The sequence below is a fragment of the Sphingomonas paucimobilis NBRC 13935 genome, assembly GCF_000739895.2.
GTDB lineage: Bacteria > Pseudomonadota > Alphaproteobacteria > Sphingomonadales > Sphingomonadaceae > Sphingomonas > Sphingomonas paucimobilis.
The window spans coordinates 138,606-156,073 of the sequence record NZ_BBJS01000007.1; the positions used below are offsets into that span (position 1 = coordinate 138,606).

Annotated in this window: 10 protein-coding genes and 1 pseudogene; 8 read left to right on the plus strand and 3 right to left on the minus strand. The window is 64.3% G+C overall.

Going from position 1 to position 17,468, the window contains the following annotated elements; all coding sequences use genetic code 11:
* Nucleotides 1-83: 83 nt before the first annotated feature.
* Nucleotides 84-3,416 (minus strand): PAS domain S-box protein, encoded by a 3,333-nt coding sequence (locus SP6_RS02150; protein WP_007405495.1) that lies wholly within the window; start codon nt 3,414-3,416, stop codon nt 84-86.
* Nucleotides 3,417-3,659: 243 nt separating this feature from the next.
* Nucleotides 3,660-4,562: an NAD(P)/FAD-dependent oxidoreductase gene (locus tag SP6_RS02155; RefSeq protein ID WP_007405364.1), complete on the minus strand. Its 903-nt coding sequence runs from the start codon at nt 4,560-4,562 to the stop codon at nt 3,660-3,662.
* Nucleotides 4,563-4,670: 108 nt separating this feature from the next.
* Here SP6_RS02155 and SP6_RS02160 point away from each other — a divergent pair, with 108 nt between their 5' ends.
* The 7 genes and pseudogenes from SP6_RS02160 (at nt 4,671) to SP6_RS02200 (ending at nt 15,143) form a co-directional block, all read left to right on the plus strand.
* Nucleotides 4,671-5,144: an Rrf2 family transcriptional regulator gene (locus SP6_RS02160; protein WP_267884181.1), complete on the plus strand. Its 474-nt coding sequence runs from the start codon at nt 4,671-4,673 to the stop codon at nt 5,142-5,144.
* 259 nt (nt 5,145-5,403) lie between these two features.
* Nucleotides 5,404-6,093 carry a response regulator transcription factor gene (locus SP6_RS02165; protein WP_007405383.1) on the plus strand — a complete coding sequence of 230 codons (690 nt, stop codon included), beginning with the start codon at nt 5,404-5,406 and terminating at the stop codon, nt 6,091-6,093.
* Nucleotides 6,083-7,450: a sensor histidine kinase gene (locus tag SP6_RS02170; RefSeq protein WP_037568916.1), complete on the plus strand. Its 1,368-nt coding sequence runs from the start codon at nt 6,083-6,085 to the stop codon at nt 7,448-7,450. Before SP6_RS02165 ends, SP6_RS02170 begins: the two co-directional genes overlap by 11 nt.
* A 106-nt stretch (nt 7,451-7,556) precedes the next feature.
* A complete protein-coding gene (locus SP6_RS02175; RefSeq protein ID WP_082052397.1) occupies nt 7,557-8,669 on the plus strand; it encodes a TonB-dependent siderophore receptor in 1,113 nt (370 codons plus the stop codon).
* Between the two features lie 43 nt (nt 8,670-8,712).
* A pseudogene (locus SP6_RS20215) lies at nt 8,713-9,429 on the plus strand (IS5 family transposase).
* A 387-nt stretch (nt 9,430-9,816) separates the two neighbouring features.
* Nucleotides 9,817-12,867 carry a TonB-dependent receptor domain-containing protein gene (locus tag SP6_RS02190; protein ID WP_007405899.1) on the plus strand — a complete coding sequence of 1,017 codons (3,051 nt, stop codon included), beginning with the start codon at nt 9,817-9,819 and terminating at the stop codon, nt 12,865-12,867.
* Between the two features lie 494 nt (nt 12,868-13,361).
* Entirely contained in the window at nt 13,362-15,143 is a 1,782-nt protein-coding gene (locus SP6_RS02200; protein WP_227876662.1) for a methyl-accepting chemotaxis protein, read from the plus strand.
* Between the two features lie 61 nt (nt 15,144-15,204).
* On the opposite strand, the gene SP6_RS02205 is transcribed toward SP6_RS02200, so the two are convergent.
* Nucleotides 15,205-15,771 carry a TetR/AcrR family transcriptional regulator gene (locus tag SP6_RS02205; protein WP_007405878.1) on the minus strand — a complete coding sequence of 189 codons (567 nt, stop codon included), beginning with the start codon at nt 15,769-15,771 and terminating at the stop codon, nt 15,205-15,207.
* Nucleotides 15,772-15,879: 108 nt separating this feature from the next.
* On the opposite strand from SP6_RS02205, the gene SP6_RS02210 reads away from it, so the two are divergent.
* Nucleotides 15,880-16,917 (plus strand): MDR family NADP-dependent oxidoreductase, encoded by a 1,038-nt coding sequence (locus tag SP6_RS02210; RefSeq protein ID WP_007405910.1) that lies wholly within the window; start codon nt 15,880-15,882, stop codon nt 16,915-16,917.
* The last annotated feature ends 551 nt before the right edge of the window (nt 16,918-17,468 follow it).

The following is a 17,468-nucleotide window of genomic DNA, read 5'->3' on the forward strand; positions in this document are numbered from 1 at the left end:
AGTGAGGCGATCGACCAGGCATTGGCGGCGGTCGTAGGCCGCCGCGCAATGCATCCACAATCCATCAAAACACAACTGTAATGCTAAGCCCCGATCGGCGTTTCCAAGATCTCGACAATCTTGTTGCCCAGCTCGGTCATGACGAAGGGCTTGGTGACCACGGCCATGCCAGGCGACAGATGGCCGTTGCCGACGGCCGCATTCTCAGCAAAGCCCGTCACGAACAGGACCTTCAGATCGGGGCGGATTTCCCGTGCCGCATCGGCGACCTGCCGGCCGTTCATGCCGCCCGGCAGTCCGACGTCGGTGATCAGCAGGTCGATCGCGATGTCCGACTGCAGGACCTTCATTCCCGAAGGACCGTCCTCCGCTTCGATCGCGGTGTAGCCGGCTTCCTCCAGAACCTCGACGATCAACATTCGGACCGTCGCTTCGTCGTCGATGACCAGCACCGTCCGTCCGGCCCCGTCGTCCGCGATGGCTTCGTCCGGTACCTGATCCTCTCCGACCTCGCCGAGGAAGCGGGGCAGGTACAGGCACATGGTCGTGCCATGCCCCTCCTCGGAATAGACACGCACCTGCCCACCCGACTGGCGCACGAAACCATGGATCATCGACAGGCCAAGGCCCGTTCCCTGGCCGATCGGCTTGGTCGTGAAGAAGGGGTCGAAAATCCGGTCCACGATATCCTTCGGGATGCCCGTCCCACTGTCGGTGACACAGATCGACAGATACTGGCCCGGCGGCAATTGGCGTTCACGCGCGCCGCGATCGTCCAGCCATTTGTTGGCGGTCTCGATCGTCAGGCGACCGCCCATCGGCATCGCATCGCGCGCGTTGATCGCAAGGTTCAGGAGCGCGCTCTCGAGCTGCGCCGCATCCACCTTGGCCGGCCACAGGCCGCCGGCTCCCACGACCTCGACCTTGATCGCCGGTCCGACCGTACGCCTGATCAGGTCTTCCATCCCGAATACCAGCCGATTGACGTCGGTCGGCTTGGGATCGAGCGTCTGCCTGCGCGAGAAGGCGAGCAGCCGCTGGGTGAGGGCCGCGGCCCGCTGCGCCGATGTCTGCGCGCCGTTGATGAAGCGATCCAGACCATCCGTCCGCCCGGTCGAGAGCCGCCGCTCGATGATCTCCAGGCTGCCGATGATACCGGCGAGCAGATTGTTGAAGTCATGGGCGATGCCCCCGGTCAACTGGCCGACCGCCTCCATCTTCTGCGCCTGCCGGAGCTGTTCCTCGGCTTCGGCGAGGCGGGCCTGATCGCGCAGGCGGTCGGAGACGTCGACCGCATATTGGAACGCGCCGACGAAACGGCCCATGCGATCATGCAAGGCGTTGAAACGCAGTTCGTAATAGGGCCGGTCCCGGTCGGGATCGCCGAATTCCTCGACGACGGAGAAATTCTCACCTTCCAGCGCGCGCCGCCAGATGGCCAGCACCGGTTCGCAATGCTCCGGCATCTGCGCCATCAGGTCCGGCAAATGGTCGCCCACCTTCGGACGCACCCCGAAGATGCGCTCGAATTCCTCGGCATAGGCCGCGTTCAGCGCGAGATAGCGGAAACCGGACGATACCACCGCGATCAGGGCATCGGTATTCTCGATGACGTCTGCCCAGAGCTGGCGTTCCGCGACGGCTTCCTCGACGCGAAGCTCCAGCGTGTCGTTGATCTCGCGCAGTTGCAGTTCGGCCTGCCGCCGGGCGCTGACGTCGTTGAACAGAATGGCGATCCGGTTCGCGCTCGGATGTCCGATCCGCAACGCATGGACATCGAACCAGCGTCCCATCGCGTCCGATCCGCTTTCGAAACGCGCGGCCTCGCCACTTCGGGCCACCTGTCCGTAGCGGTCGAACCAGAATTGCTCCAGTCCGGGTACCAGCTCCCGTGCGGTGCGACCGGCGGCATGAAGGAGGCCGGTCTGTTTCTCGAAGGCGGGGTTGGCCTCGATGAAGCGGTAATCGACGGCTTGGTCACCATCGAACAGCACCTCCGCAATGCAGAAGCCGACCTCGATCGTCTCGAAGAGCGTGCGATAGCGCTCTTCGCTGATCCGCAATGCATTCTCGGCTTCGCGTCGCTCGTTGATGTCGATGACCGAGCCGATATAGCCGAGGAATACGCCATGCGCGTCGAAGCGGGGCGACGCCGCATCGATCGCCCATCGATAGCTACCGTCCCGATTGCGAAGGCGATATTCCAACCGGAACGCCTCGCGCGCCGCATTGGCCGCGAGGAACATGTCGCCCGACCAGCCCTTGTCGTCCGGGTGGACGGCGTCCAGCCAGCCCAGGCCATGCGCGGCATCTTCGCTCTGGCCGGTGAACTCGTACCAGGCGCGGTTGAGATAGGTGCAATTGCCATCGGCATCGGTGACCCACATCATGACCGGGGCATGATCGGCCATGTTGCGGAACCGCGCCTCGGACTCGCGCAGCGCGGCGTCACGTGCGCGACTGGCGGTGATGTCGCGGGCCTCGATGATCGTCCCGACGGGCTGCTCATTCTCGTCGAGAAGCGGGCTCGCGGTGAACCGGACCGGGTAGAAGCTGCCATCCGGCCGGACGAACAGCTCTTCGCCGTCCATCTGCGCCCGTTCGGGGAATGCCCGATCGATCGGGCATTCTTCCAGCGGATAATGTGATCCGTCGGGCCGCGTATGATGGACCACATTGTGCAGCGGCCGCCCCTTCATCTGGGCGAGCGAATATCCCGTCAACGTTTCCGCCGCGGCGTTCGCATAGACGCATTGCTGCTGCTCATCCATCAGGAACACGGCCATGCGGGTGTTGTTGAGGACCGCATCGAGGCGGCGTTTGCTTTCGCGATGGGCCTGGTCCGCCGCATTGCGGCCAGCGATCTCGGCCTCCAGCCGCAGTGCATGTTCCTCGCGCATCGCGATCTCATAGCGCAGGTCGAGTTGCGCCATGACCTGCCGTGCCAGAAGTTGCAACGTGAAGCGCTGCCGCTCCGTGATGCCGTCGGGGCGGGGCTTGGTATCCAGCACGCAGAGGGTGCCGATCGGCAGGCCATCGGACGTTTCGAGCAGCGCCCCGGCATAAAAGCGCAGACGCGGGTCGCCAGCGACCAGCGGATTGTGGACGAACCGCTCGTCCTCCAGCGTGTCGGGCACGATGAACACACCGGGTTGCAGGATGGCATGTCGGCACAGCGATGCGTCGAGCGGCAGCGTGTCGGTGCCGACGCCGATCTCGGCCTTGAACCATTGGCGATCGGCCGCGACGAAATTCACGACGGCAATGGGCGCCTCGAAGACATCGGCGATCAGCCGAACCACATCATCGAACGCGGCGTCGCGGCCCGTGTCCAAAATCGCGTAGCGGTCGAGCGCGGCAAGGCGGGCGTCTTCATTCCAGGCCGGGACCGGCCCCTGATCATTGGGTGGTGTCACTGGGAATACGAGCCTAATTAACGGTACGCGTTGCGCCTCGACCGAACCATATCGGGCGGACAGGATCAACGCTTCGTCGCTCGATTTCGATGCGCGGCCGTCCGGCACGAACGAAGCGGACTGGCGTGGCGAGACCGCATCAGGCGACTATATCGCGCATAAGGCTTTGCATGACCGGTGGAAGTGCTCCGAACGGCGTCGCAGTCCAGGTCCAGCCCATAGGTTGCCACCCTTCCGAAAGCGTCAGCCCGATGCCATGCGCACCGAAGCCTGATGGGCACCGATCCCCGCCAGTACGCCGGCGGCGGAGGCGAGGGTCGCATTGTGCATGGGATTGGCGGCATCGCCCGCCGCCCAGACGCCGGCTATGGAGGTCGCACCCCAGGGATCGACCTTCACGAAAGGCCCCGTCAGCCCGTCCTCATGGTCACAACCGAGCATCGCGGCCAGAGGCGTGGCCGGCTTCGTCCGTGGTGCGGTGAACAGCGCCACCAGCTCGATCACGCGTCCGTCCGCCAGCCGGACGCCGTCAAGCGCCGGCCCCTTGCCAAGCAGTTCGACGACGGGCGTTCGTTCCACGGTCACGCCCCGGTTGGTGAATGCATGGAGATGGTCGGGCTCGGGCTCGAACTGTCCTTGCGTAAAATAGGTGGTCGGCCCCCAGTCGGGGATCAGCACGGCCTGATGCGCCGACATGGGATGCGCCGCCAGCACGCCCAGCGGCAGGTCGCGCATCTCATAGCCATGGCAATAGGGGCAGTGGAGCACCGTCGCGCCCCAACGCTCCGTCATGCCCGGAACCGCCGGCAGTTTGTCGCTGACCCCCGTTGCCAGGATGAGGCGCCGGGCGTGCCGCTCTTCGCCTGTCGCCAGGCTGATGGCAAAGCCGCCATCGACGGCCTCGGCGCCATGGGCTTCGCCGGACAGGAACTCGACCGTCGGATAGCGGCTGAGCTGGCAGCGGGCATCGCGCATGATCGCGGCCGGCGGTCGGCCGTCCTGGCCCAGAAAGCCGTGTGCCTCGTCCGCAAACCGGTTTCTGGGCAGCCCGGCATCGATCACCAGCACATGACGTCTGGCGCGGGCGAGTTGGGTTGCAGCCGAAAGGCCCGCAAAGCTGCCGCCGATCACGATTACGTCGTACATGGCTCGCCTTTCATGAAACATAGGAAGTTACATGAATGCCCAGCGGATATTTTGCAACAGCAAAAGTGACGTGATAAGGCCGAGCGTGAATTGCGAAGGACCTGAAGCGTGGACGCGCGCCTGTCGAGAATGCTGCACCTGCTGATCCATATGGGGCGGATGGAGGGGCCGCTGACCTCGGACGACGCCGCCATGATGCTGGGGACGAACCCGGTCGTGGTGCGCCGGACCATGGCGGGGCTGCGCGACGCCGGCTATGTGCGGTCGATGAAGGGCCATGGCGGTGGATGGTCGCTGACCTGCGGGCTGGATGGCATCACCATGCTCGACGTGCATCGGGCATTGGGGGAGAACCGGATCTTCGCGCTCGGCCCCGCCGATCCCGCAGCCACATGTCTGGTCGAGCAGGCGGTCAACGGCTCGCTGGAAGAGGCGCTTCGCGAGGCGGAGGCGCTATTGCTCCGTCGCCTGGGCGAGGTGACGCTGGCCGACATCGCGGCGGACTTCGACCGGCGGATGGCCGAGTTGCCGTTCGGGGATATCGCCGCGCGAGGGCAGGGCCGTCCGTTGCGGAACGCCTGAGCCGACGCCACGTGTCGGAGAGGGGGGCGCTCCCCGATCGGCCATGCGAGGCAGATGAGCATGGGGCGTCATGTCGGCGTCACGATCGCCCTCTAGCGGAAGCGTCATTCCGGTTGCTCGCGACGAATAGTTTCTCGCGAGCGGCGGTGCCTCTCTTTCGTGACGTCACCCGGTCCATGCCGCATCCGCGATTACCCCATTTCCATACCATTCTCGGTCTTTCATACCTTCATCGGGCGGTGGCGCGGCAGGATGACCGATGAGAATTCTGCTGGCGGAGGACGACGCCGTCACGGCGGAGAATATTGGTGCAGGCCTGCGTGCGGCGGGCCATCATATCCGTATCGCCTCCACGGGCCATGAGGCCCTGACGCTGCTCAATGCCGAGCCGTTCGACCTGGCGGTGCTCGATCGGTTGATGCCGCAGGGCGATGGCATGGGCGTGCTTGCGGCCATCCGGCAGCGCGATCGGCATCTGCCGGTGCTGATGCTGACCGCGCTCGGCGCGATCGAGGATCGGGTCGAGGGGCTGGAGGAGGGGGCGGACGATTATCTGGTCAAGCCCTTCGCCCTTCCCGAACTGACCGCCCGCATCAACGCGCTCGGCCGCCGGCGCGCCGTGGCGAAGGAGGAGGATGGCCCTGAGGTCATATTGCGCTGGGGCGGGCTGACGCTCGATCTGCTTGACCGCCAGGTTCGCTGGCACGAGGCCGTAATTCTCGTCCAGCCGCGCGAGTTCCGGTTGCTGGAGGAACTGCTCCGCGCCCAGGGGCGGATCGTGACCCGTACCATGCTGCTCGAAAGCGTGTGGAAGCTGCATTTCGACCCCCGCACCAATATCGTCGAAACGCATCTCAGCCGGTTGCGCACGCGTTTGGCCGAAGCGGGGTGCGCCGATGCAATCGTGACGGTGCGCGGCGCAGGCTATCGGATGCGCGATGGCGTCTGAGGGGCTGGTGCGTTGGCGCCACTCGGCGACGCTGCGGATCGCGCTGATTCATTCCGCCGCGATCCTGCTCGCGACCGCCTTGCTCGGAGCGCTGGTAGTCCATGCCTTTCACGTCACGGTTCAGCGTCAGGTCGATCAGCGGATCACCGACGATATGCGCAGCCTGGTCCATCATTACAGGAGGGACGGGCGCGCGGGGCTGTTGCGGGCGATGGCGCAGCGCGCGGACATGATGCCGGACCTGTTGCGCGGTGCATTTACGCGGGACGGAAGCCGGATCGCGGGATCGGCGGTGCTGGCGGTCCAGCCACCGGGTTGGCGACAGATCATCCTTCATCCTCGCCATATCCCGCCGATCCCGGCACGCGCCCTGGCGGTCCGGCTGGGGGACGGCTCGACCGTCCTCGTCGCCTCTGCCGGAGACGCGGTCGGCGCGGCGGCCGCGCCGATAACGCGGCTGTTTGTCTTCCAGGCGCTGGCGGTGGCGATGCTGGGCATCGTCAGTGCGCTGCTGCTCAGCCGCTATCTGCGCCGCCGATTGGAGGCGATGGCGGAGACCGCACGGGCGATCATGGTCGGGCGGCTGGAGCGACGGATGCCGATCGGCGGCGATGACGAGTTCGATCGCCTTGCCACGGTCCTCAATGCGATGCTCGACCGGATCGGCGCGCTGATCGGCAATCTGCGCCAGGTGTCGAGCGACATCGCCCATGATCTGCGCACGCCGCTGACCCGGCTGCGCGCGGAAGCCGAACGGGCGGCGGGGGAGTGGGACGGGTCGGAGATCGCACGCGCCCGGTTGCACAAGGTGGTGGCGCAAGCGGACGAAGTGCTGGAGATTTTCGCCGCGCTGCTGCGCATCTCCGAAATCGAGGCGGGCGGTGGGCGGCGTGGGTTCGGCCCGCTCGATCTGTCCACCCTGGTCGAGGAGATGAGCGAGAGCTACGAACCCGCGTTACGCGATGGCGGACGGCAATTGCGCTGGACGGTAGTGCCGGGCGTCACGATCACCGGCGACAGACAATTGCTGGCGCAGGCGATCGTCAATCTGATCGAGAATGCTGCGACCCATACGCCGCCGGGTACGATGGTGGAGGTGATGCTGGACCATGCGCCCGACGGCATCCGCCTGTCGGTTCGCGATGATGGACCGGGCATCGCCATGGCCGACCGGGAGCGTGTGCTCCAGCGTTTCACCCGGCTCGACGCCAGCCGCGCGACGCCGGGGCATGGACTGGGGCTCAGCCTGGTCACGGCGATCGCGGGGATGCACGCCATGGATTTGCGGCTGGAGGACGCCGCGCCCGGCCTGCGCGTGGTCCTTCACCTCCCGCTTCAGGCCGCGTCGCACGACTGACGCAAAGGTCGCTTCCTATACATTTTCCCAACCTCGCGACTTTGCAACAGAAGTGACATGACCCGTCCGTAGCGGCCCCGGCAACACAGCTTGAGGGGCAAACATCATGACGAACGGCCAGAGCGGCCGGCGAATGCGCCGGTATCGCAACACTATCCTTTTGACCTCGATCCTGACGATCGCGGTGCCATCGGCCGCCTGGGCCGAGCCGGGCGATCCCGATCCGCAGACCGGCTTTGCGCGCGACGGCGACATCCTGGTCACCGGCCGCCGCGACAAGGAAGGCGCACCGACCGAGACGCAGGTCGGCGCGTTCCGCAACCAGTCGCTGCTCGACACGCCGCTGACCGTGACGGTGATCGACGCCAAGCTGCTCCAGGCGCAGGATGCGCGCGGGCTCGATGATGCGCTGCGCAACGTCGCGGGCATCACGCAACAGGGCAACAGCCCCTTGACCGCGAACAGCTATGCCGCACGCGGCGTCGTCGCCAATCCGCGCACCAATTTTCGGCTCAACGGCACGCTGCCGATCATCAACTATCTGCCGATCCCGATCGAGAACAAGGAACGGGTCGAGGCGCTGAAGGGCGTGTCCGCGCTCTATTACGGCTTCACCAGCCCGTCGGTCATCGTCAACATGGTGACCAAGCGTGCCGGGCGCGACCCGGTGACGGACTTCCGCCTGGATACCGATGCCGAAGGGACATACGGCATCGGCGCCGATGTCGGGCGGTTGTTCGGCAGTGCGGGCCAGTTCGGGATGCGGCTGAACGGCTATGCCGCGCATCTCGAGACCCCGTTCAACGGCGTCAGCGGCTATCGCTGGCTGGCCAGCGGCGCGTTCGACGTGCGGCGGACCGACCGGCTGTCGCTGCAATTCGACATTGAGCATTATGAGCGCAAGATGGCCGAGCCCGGCTCCGTCCTGCTTCCAAGTCCGGTGGGGGCGGTGAAGGGTATCGGTGGGACGGTGACGTTGCCGCGCTATCCTGACCCGCATCTGCGCTTTGCGCCGACTGATGCCGCCTATTTCGGGCGGGTGACGAATGGTCTGGCGCGCCTCAACTACAAGATCGACGACAATTGGTCGGTCCATATCGATGGCGGTATCGCCCGCCTGCATCGCAGCCGCTGGATCGTCGATATCAATCCGACCAATTACACGACCGGCGTGGCGACGCTGATCGGCTATGTCAGCCCTAGGGTCAGGACCCATTGATATGAGGCGCGCGATCTGATTCAGGCTTCGAGAGGAGACTGGAATGAGCGACCTGTACTGGCTGACGGACGATCAGATGGAACGGCTTCGGCCTTTTTTCCCCAAGAGCCACGGCAAGCCGCGCGTGGACGATCGTCGAGTGCTGAGCGGTATCGTGTTCGTCAATCGCAACGGGCTGCGCTGGCGAGATGCACCCAAGGACTATGGCCCGCACAAGACGTTGTATAACCGCTGGAAGCGCTGGGGCGAGGCAGGCGTGTTCACGCGGATGATGGAGGGCTTGGCTGCGGCGGACGCCGAGCCGAAGACGGTTATGATCGACGCGACTTACCTGAAGGTGCACCGCACGGCATCGAGCCTGCGGGTTAAAAAGGGGATCTCGGCCGCCTCATCGGGCGCACCAAGGGCGGCATGAACACCAAGCTCCATGCGGTCGCCGACGCGAACGGACGCCCGTTGAGCTTCAGCACTGCTCGATGATCTGCCAAAAGCACAGTGGCTGCTCGGTGACCGCGGCTATGATGCAGACTGGTTCAGGGACGCCCTGTATGCCAAAGGCATCCAGCCCTGTATCCCAGGTCGAAAATCGCGCAATCAGCCAGTCAGATACGACAAGCGCCGCTACCAACGACGCAGCCGCATCGAGATGATGTTCGGCCGCCTGAAAGACTGGCGCCGCGTCGCCACCCGCTACGACCGCTGCCCCACCGCCTTCTTCTCGGCCATCGCCCTCGCGGCAACCGTCATCTTCTGGCTGTGATCAACGAGTCCTGACCCTAATTGCCGCTCATACACTTAAACTTGATGTCCGATTGCAAGGACGGTGATCGGAATAATTCGAGATATTCTTGCAACTATGACAATATGCTGGGTGGGGATCCGTTAATAACAAAAGGAAAGTCTGTCCATCATTTAGTTGGCCTAATGTATCTTCCATAATTTATGTGAAACGGGAATGGAGATGCTGATGTAAAAGCATGATATTTCGGAATGTACACCTCATCGACGCAACAACGGCATTTTAACGTCTCGGTAACTTCCCGAACGGTAAGCGTTCCCGCAGCGCGGCGCCGGGGGGGATGGCGTGTTTCGAACCGGCGACGACAATCGCTGCTGCGTTGAATGGGGGAATAGTTTCGTGAGCTTGATGAATTCCGCATTTTATACCCTGCGGTTTGGGATTTCGACGGCGGCTTTGCTGACCGCGATGGCTGTCCCGGCATATGCGCAGGACGCTGTGCCGACGCAGGCCACGGATGCTGTCGACCAGAGCGAAGCGCCGGTGATCCTGACCACGCAGAAGCCGCAGGACAAGCGGGCGGCGCCCGTTGCGAAGTCCGGCAATGGTCAGGGTGAGACGGTCATCGTCACGGGCACGCTGTTTCGTGATTCGAACGCCAGCTCGATCTCGCCGGTGACCTTGCTGACCTCTAAAACGCTCCAGTTGGCGAATATCACGACCGCTCAGGACGCGATCCGCTCAGTCTCGGCGGACAGTGCCGGCTCGATCTCGACCGGCTTCCGCAACGGCTTCTCGGCCGGCGGCGCGGCGGTGTCGCTGCGCGGCCTGGGCGTCTCGTCGACCGTGGTGCTGATCGACGGGCTTCGCTCGGCCAATTTCCCGCTGAACGACGACGGCCATAACGCCTATGTCGATCTGAACTCGATTCCCTTCAGCACCATCGATCGCATCGAAGTGTTGAAGGACGGCGCGTCCTCCACTTACGGCGCGGACGCGATCGGCGGCGTGGTCAACCTGATCAGCAAGAAGAATGTCCAGGGCATCCAGGGATCGGTCCAGGGCGGCACGACGGAGAAGGCCGATGGCTCGCATTATCGCGCGACCCTGACCGCCGGCGTTGGCGACTATAACGAGCAGGGTTTCAACTTCTATGTGAACGGCGAATATACCTATGACGGGTATATCACCAATCACTCGCGCGGTTACCCGTTCAACACGTTGGATCTGACCCCCAGCGGCCTGACGGACCGTAACCGCAACGACGACTCGCTGCTCGCGGCGAACCCACAGGCGGTCGTGACCCGCGTGCGTCAGACCGATCTCAACAACCCGCTCGCTGGCCAGGTCGGCGCGCCGCTGACCAACCAGTACCAACTGCTCATCAATCCCAGCGCTTGCCCCTTCGGCACCTTCACGGTCTCGTCCGGTTCGGCGCAGGGCACCGGCTGCAAGCACAACCTGCCTGACGAATATTCGATCATCCAGCCGCGCCAGCAGCGCTATTCGACCACGGCGCGTCTGAACGTCCGTCTGGCCGAAGGTTGGGAGGCATTCGCCAGCGGCAGCTACTCGCATTCCGAGGTCGACATTCGCGGCGCCCCGGCAGGCATCCGCCAGACCCAGCCCTTCGGCGGCTCGGCGGCGCTGGCCTCGAGCAGCCCCGGGATCGTCCTGCCCATGTATGTCTGCTCGACAGGCGTGAACTGCGCCACGGCGGCCGATCGCCGGCTCAACCCGAACAACCCCTATGCCGTGGCGGGCGCCGATCCCACCCAGAGTGCGGCGCGCATCTATTATCTGTTCGGTGACATCCCTGCGAACAGCCATCGCTATGTCGACGTGTTCCGCGCGACCGGCGGCATCTCGGGCGATCTGGGCGGTGGGTTCAAGTTCCGTCTGAACGGCGTCTATGCCCGCGACAATTTCAGCGTCACGCAGCGCGGCTTCATCAACATCCAAGGCCTGCTGAACGCGATCAACACGGGCGCCTATAATTTCGTCAATCCCGAGCAAAACACGGCGGCGGTGCGCAACCAGATCTCGCCCGAGCGTACGACACCGTCCTATTCGACGGTGGCGACGATCGGCGGCTCGCTGCTCAAGTCGCTGATGGAACTGCCCGGCGGCGACCTCAATGTCGGCGCGGGCTTCCAGATCCGCCGCGAGACGCTGATGAACCGCAACCAGAATGCGGACCTCAGCTATTACGGCCTGAACACCTCATCGGCCCAGGGACGCCAGACCGTGACCGCCGGCTTCTTCGAAATCGACGCGCCTTTCCTGCGGACCTTCGACCTGAACGTCTCGGGCCGTTACGACCACTATTCGCAGGGCTATAGCCACTTCTCGCCCAAGGTCGGTGCGAAGTTCACGCCCGTCGAGCAATTCTCGCTCCGCGCCACCTATTCGCAGGGCTTCCGCGCGCCGACCTTCGCGGAAAACAACCCGGCCAGCAGCTATGCGGGCTTCTCGTCCTTGACGCCGCCCGCCAGCTTCGTCGCTGCCCACCCGGGCAATCCGGCCTATACCAGCACCTATAATATCGGCAGCGGCTCGATCGGTAATCCCGACATCCTGCCGGAAGTGTCGCGCAGCTTCACGGCCGGCACGATCTTCCGGCCGACGCGCTGGTTCAACCTGACGGTCGACTATTACAACATCAAGAAGTCGAACCTGATCGTCAGCGGGCCGCTGCGTGCCCAGGCGATCGCGGCCTATTATGGTCAGACCAACGCGACCGCCGGTTGTGCCGCGCTGGCGGCGGTGGGCCCGGGCTATCAGTGCAACGTCATCGACGCTCCCGATCCCGCCAATCCGAACGCGCTGCCGCGTCTGCTGGTGTTCAACGTACCGTACGTCAACGCCAACTATCAGGTCAGCTCCGGCATCGACATGCAGGCCAATGCCGCCTTCGAGCTGGCGAACGGCGCGCGCCTGATCAGCCGCCTGGACGTCACCCGCGTGCTTCGCCTCGATCTGGTGACCCCGGCGGGCGTGGTGCAGAAATATGCCGGCACGCTTGGGCCTTACCAGCTTTCTTCGGGTGGCGGTACGCCGCGCATCCGTGGCAACTGGCAGAACTCGCTGGAGATCAACAACTTCTCGATCACCGCGACGACCTATTATGTGGGTCGGATCAAGCAGGTGGCGGCGGACCAGATCACCCCGGTCAACGGCGTGATCGACCTGTCGTGCAAGAACACGATGGTGCCGATCGTACCGGGCAGCGACGTGAACAACCAGTGCTACATCCGCCCGTTCATCTACACCGACCTGAACCTGGGCGTGCGGGTGAACGATCAGTTTCGCTTCTTCTTCAACATCCAGAACCTGACCAACGCCCGCGCACCGCTGGCGGCGGCGGCCTATACCAGCAATCCGAACTATCTGAGCAGCTGGCATTATGCCGGTCTCGTCGGTCGCAACTTCAGCGCCGGCGCGAACTTTAACTTCTGAAGTCGCCGATGAGGCCATGAGGCATCGGAGCGATCATTACGTCGTCCCGAAGCTGATGGGACGGATAGGGGTGCGGGGAGATGCCGCACCCCTATCCGGCCCTGTCCAATCCGCCCCAATGCGGGTGATGGCGCCGATACGGCAATCGAACGGATCGGCACCGGACGGATAAGGTAAGGCAATTTTACCTATCCTTAAGACGGCAATCTTATTTCGTACAGGAAACGAGGGGGCAAGGTCATGAACGTTCGGCGTGGGATGGCGAGGGTTGCGCCATTATGTGTGTCCAGTTCGTCATGACTGCGCTCGGGCTCGCACAGATGTCCCCACCTCTCGGTGTATCGCGAGACCTCCCAATCGCTCGCCGCGAGGACCTGGATGCGACGGGCTATGTCCGGAAGCCTGATCAGCGCGACAGGGTGACCCTGACCCGCATCCTCCGCCGGATCGATCCGCGCCTGCCGTTTGGCCTGAACATGGGAAAGAACCGCTAGATGCTTTCGAACATGAACATCCCCAAGAAACTGGGCGTATCGTTCCTGGTGATCGGCATGTCGGCGGCGGTGATGACGATCGTCTTCTTCGCCAATATCTGGGAGATTCGCAGCGCGACGGTGCGCAGCAACCATGCGCAGGAGGTATATGCCAAGGCGCTGACGCTGGAGACCTCGATCCTGCGCGAGAACAGCCAGTTGCGCGGGTTTCTGGTGACGGCGGACAAGAGCTATCTCAAATCCTATGACGAGGCGCGCAAGGAGTATGACACGACCAGCCGCGAGCTGATCGCGATGCTGAGCGACCCGGCGGAGCGGGCACTGGTCACCAAGTCGCGCGAAGAGGCGACGCGCTGGCGCCGCCAGTGGAGCGACCGGCTGACCGCCTGGGTGAGGGCGGGGCGGCGCGACGAGGCGCAGCAGGCGGTGCGCGATGCGGGCAAGGCGGTGCTGACCAGCGCCATCGTGTTGCCGCTGCGCGATGTGCGCGACCAGGAAACCGCCGCGATCAAGGAGAATGCCGCGTCGCAGGAGCGCGCGATCACCACCGCGACCATCGCGCTGATACTGGGCGGCGTGATGCTGATCGGCATCGCCATCACGCTCCAGATGTTGCTCAGCCGCAGTATCGCCCGGCCGATCACCACGCTGACCCAGTTGATGGCGGACCTGGCGCGCGGGCGTAACGACATCGCCGTGCCGGGCAGCGAGCGCGGCGACGAACTGGGCGACATGGCGCGGGCCGTGGTCGTCTTCCGCGACGCGGCCAAGGCCAAGGTCGCCGATGACCGGGAGCGCGAACAAGCCCTGCAGGCGATCGGCGCAGGCCTGCACAGCCTGTCCGAGGCGGACTTGACGGCGCGGCTCACCGACCTGCCGCCGGCCTTTCATCAACTGGCCCGGGACTTCAACGGCGCGGTGCAGAATCTCTCCAGCCTGACCAGCGACGTGCGCGGCAGCGCGGGCGCGATCCGCTCGAACATCGAGGAAATCCGCCAGGCGACCGACCATCTGTCGGCGCGCAGCGAGCAGCAGGCGGCCAGCCTGCGCGAGACGGCGGCGGCGGTGGGCGAGATCACGCAAGGGGTGCGCGACGGCGCGGTCAATGCCGGCGAGGCCAATCGCGCGGTGACCGAGGCGCGCGACGAGGCCGAGAAGGGGGGCCAGATCGTCGCCAAGTCGATCACCGCGATGAACGGCATCGACCAGGCGAGCCGCGAGATCGTCGACATCATCTCGGTGATCGACGGCATCGCCTTCCAGACCAACCTGCTGGCGCTCAACGCGGGCGTGGAAGCGGCGCGCGCGGGCGATGCGGGCAAGGGCTTTGCGGTCGTCGCCTCCGAAGTGCGCGCGCTGGCGCAGCGCTCGGCGGATGCGGCTTCGGACGTGAAATCGCGCATCGTATCGGCGATCGACCATGTCCGCTCGGGCGTGACGCTGGTCGACGAGACGGGCAATGCCCTGCAACGGATCATCGGCAAGGTGTCCGACGTCAGCGCGGTGGTCGATGTGATCGCCAAATCGTCGGAACAGCAGGCGCACAGCCTGAGCCAGGTCAACATCGCCATCGGCGAGATCGACGCGGTCACCCAGCAGAACGCCGCGATGGTCGAGGAATCCACCGCCGCCGCCACCATGCTCGCCAAGGAATGCGGCACCCTCGTCGCCTCCGTCATGCGATTCCATGTCGATACGGCCGGGGGGCGGAAACAGAATCTGTCCGCCGACAATTACCGGTCCGAGGGTTTCGCAGGTTCGCCGGCGATCCGGGCGGCTTGATATCGATCGAAATGCATTCCGGGCCGGGATAGCGATCCATGCCGGTCAGGCGGGCGCTTCCCTATCCGAGCACCGCCGTCACGATCTTCAGCAACTCGGCCTTGAACAAGGGATCTGCCACAAACCCTTCCGCGACGGCGTCGTGAACGGCACCTGTTACCGAAGACGCCAGGACCCTGTCGAGCGGATCGAAAGAAGCGCGGCCTAGCGTATTGACGGCGGTGAAGGCGCAATACGCGCTGCGATACAAGGTTTCGAAGGCGGCATTGTCCGTGTGTTTTTCGGGAAGCACATGCTGCAAATCGCCAAACGCCGCGGGCAGTGACAGATGGGCGCCGATCATGCCTTCAGCGAAGACGGCCAGCCTGTCGGCTCGCGCGAGCGTCGGACGGGAGGCGGCATGGAGCGTCCCCAATATGTCATTAAGGTGGCGTTCCCGTAGGGCTTCCAACAATACGCGCTTGTTCGGGAAATATTGATAGAGCGTTCCGATGCTGACGCCCGCCTTCTCGGCAACCAAATTGGTGTTGAAACGGTCGAGCCCGCGACTCCGCAAAATGTGAGCTGAGGCATCGATGATCGCGTCGATCGTCGCGCGAGAACGCGCCTGTTGGGGACGTTTCCGCATGTCCGCCACTGTGCACGAAATGCGAGTAGGCATGAGGTACCTTCGGAATTAGATATCGACGCGCCGCGAACGGCGGCTTCCCGGCCTGACTAGACAAAGGGTTCGTCGATGCATGATCCGCATATCGTTAGCCGAGAAGTGCATCTGAAAGAAAGGCCGCTTGGCCTGCCCAAAGCTTCCGATTTGGAGATCGTCTCAGTTTCCTTGCCACGGGATGTGCATGAGCGGATTCTGATCAGGAATAGATATTTCGTAATATCCCCGTCACTTCGGCTGATGATCAGCGACGGTGCCGAGGCCATGCCCGGTATCCCGTTTCCGGTCCTCGCCCCAGGCGATACCTTGCCGGGCGAGGCGCTCGGGACGGTGCTCGCCGCTCCCGAGGCAAGTGGCTTCTCGGTCGGCGACACTGTCGTGCACATGAACGGCTGGCGCGAGTTCGCAATGGTCTCGGCGGCGCAGTGTCGCAGGATCGAAACGTCCGATGCTCTGGGCGATATCGCCAATCTCGGCCATGGTTGGACCGCCTATGCCGCACTGACCCGGGCAGTGCGGATACGGCCGACCGATACCGTGTTCGTTTCCAGTGCGGCGGGCGCGATCGGGTCGATGGCCGGGCAGATCGCCCGCTTGCTCGGCGCGCGCCGCGTGATCGGCAGCACGAGTTCACAGCGCAAGGCCGACTGGCTGGTCGGAACGCTGGGCTATGACGCGGCGATCCGTCGCGGGGAGGGCGGGGCGATCGTCGATCAGTTGCGCGAGGCGGCACCCGATGGCGTGGACGTGGTTCTCGACATGGTCGGGGGCGAGCAACTTGCCGCGGCGGTGACCGTGGCGAATGAGGGCGCCCGGTTCGTGTTGATCGGCGGTCTTTCGGGACAGCTTGCCGCTAGTGGAACGGGGCGGGCCTCGCCGGTCACGCTCGACTCCACCCAGATCGTGCTCAAGCGGATCAGCCTGAAGGGCTATAGTGCCGATGACGATCCGGATGCGCGCGAGGAATGGCCGGCAAGGCTGGCGGCGTGGCTGAAAACGGGGGACATCCATATCGCCCATACGCTGATCGAAGGACTGGATCAGGCGCCCGCAGCCCTCGAGGCGGCCGCCGCGGGTGAGCATATGGGCTCCGTCATCGTCCGGCTTTGATCTCGACGATGCGGGCTTTGAAATCGGCCGCGATCGCTATGCGGCGATGGCGGTATTTCACGGAAGGTTGGACGTCGCGGGCTCAGTTACACCAGCCGACATGCGATGAAGGTCAAGACGCGACGTCCAGACCACACGGCGCGAACCGGCTGACGCCCGGCCGCCGATCGGCTTCGAGAACGCAGGGGTAGGGGAAATTTCGGTGCTGTAGGTCATTGATCTACACCCCCCGCGCCGTGCTGCCACCAAGCCTTGCCCAATCTCCTGTCCGACGTGGCGGAGACCATCGAACCACAATAGCTTGACCAGATGTCCTGCCGGCCACGCTTCCATGCTATCGACGGCGTTAGCACCATCGAGCAGGCGTTGCGGCGTGCCGGCAAGGGGTATGTGCGCGGCGTGAAAGGCGACCATCGCGTCGGCTCGTGGGGCGATAAGCCGGTTGTGGCCGTCAGGCCGCCGCAATGCGCGCGCAGTCGATCAAAAACACAACTGTAATGCTAGGCCGTATCTGCTTGGTAGCTTGAAGCGCTGCGGCTCGATCGCCGACC

What these genes read in the sequence shown, in the direction of transcription:
- SP6_RS02210 (WP_007405910.1), top strand. Translation starts at nt 15,880, where the DNA reads ATGCATGATCCGCATATCGTTAGCCGAGAAGTGCATCTGAAAGAAAGG.
- SP6_RS02170 (WP_037568916.1), top strand. Translation starts at nt 6,083, where the DNA reads ATGGCGTCTGAGGGGCTGGTGCGTTGGCGCCACTCGGCGACGCTGCGG.
- SP6_RS02190 (WP_007405899.1), top strand. Translation starts at nt 9,817, where the DNA reads ATGAATTCCGCATTTTATACCCTGCGGTTTGGGATTTCGACGGCGGCT.
- SP6_RS02200 (WP_227876662.1), top strand. Translation starts at nt 13,362, where the DNA reads ATGCTTTCGAACATGAACATCCCCAAGAAACTGGGCGTATCGTTCCTG.
- SP6_RS02205 (WP_007405878.1), bottom strand. Translation starts at nt 15,771, where the DNA reads ATGCGGAAACGTCCCCAACAGGCGCGTTCTCGCGCGACGATCGACGCG.
- SP6_RS02165 (WP_007405383.1), top strand. Translation starts at nt 5,404, where the DNA reads ATGAGAATTCTGCTGGCGGAGGACGACGCCGTCACGGCGGAGAATATT.
- SP6_RS02155 (WP_007405364.1), bottom strand. Translation starts at nt 4,562, where the DNA reads ATGTACGACGTAATCGTGATCGGCGGCAGCTTTGCGGGCCTTTCGGCT.
- SP6_RS02175 (WP_082052397.1), top strand. Translation starts at nt 7,557, where the DNA reads ATGACGAACGGCCAGAGCGGCCGGCGAATGCGCCGGTATCGCAACACT.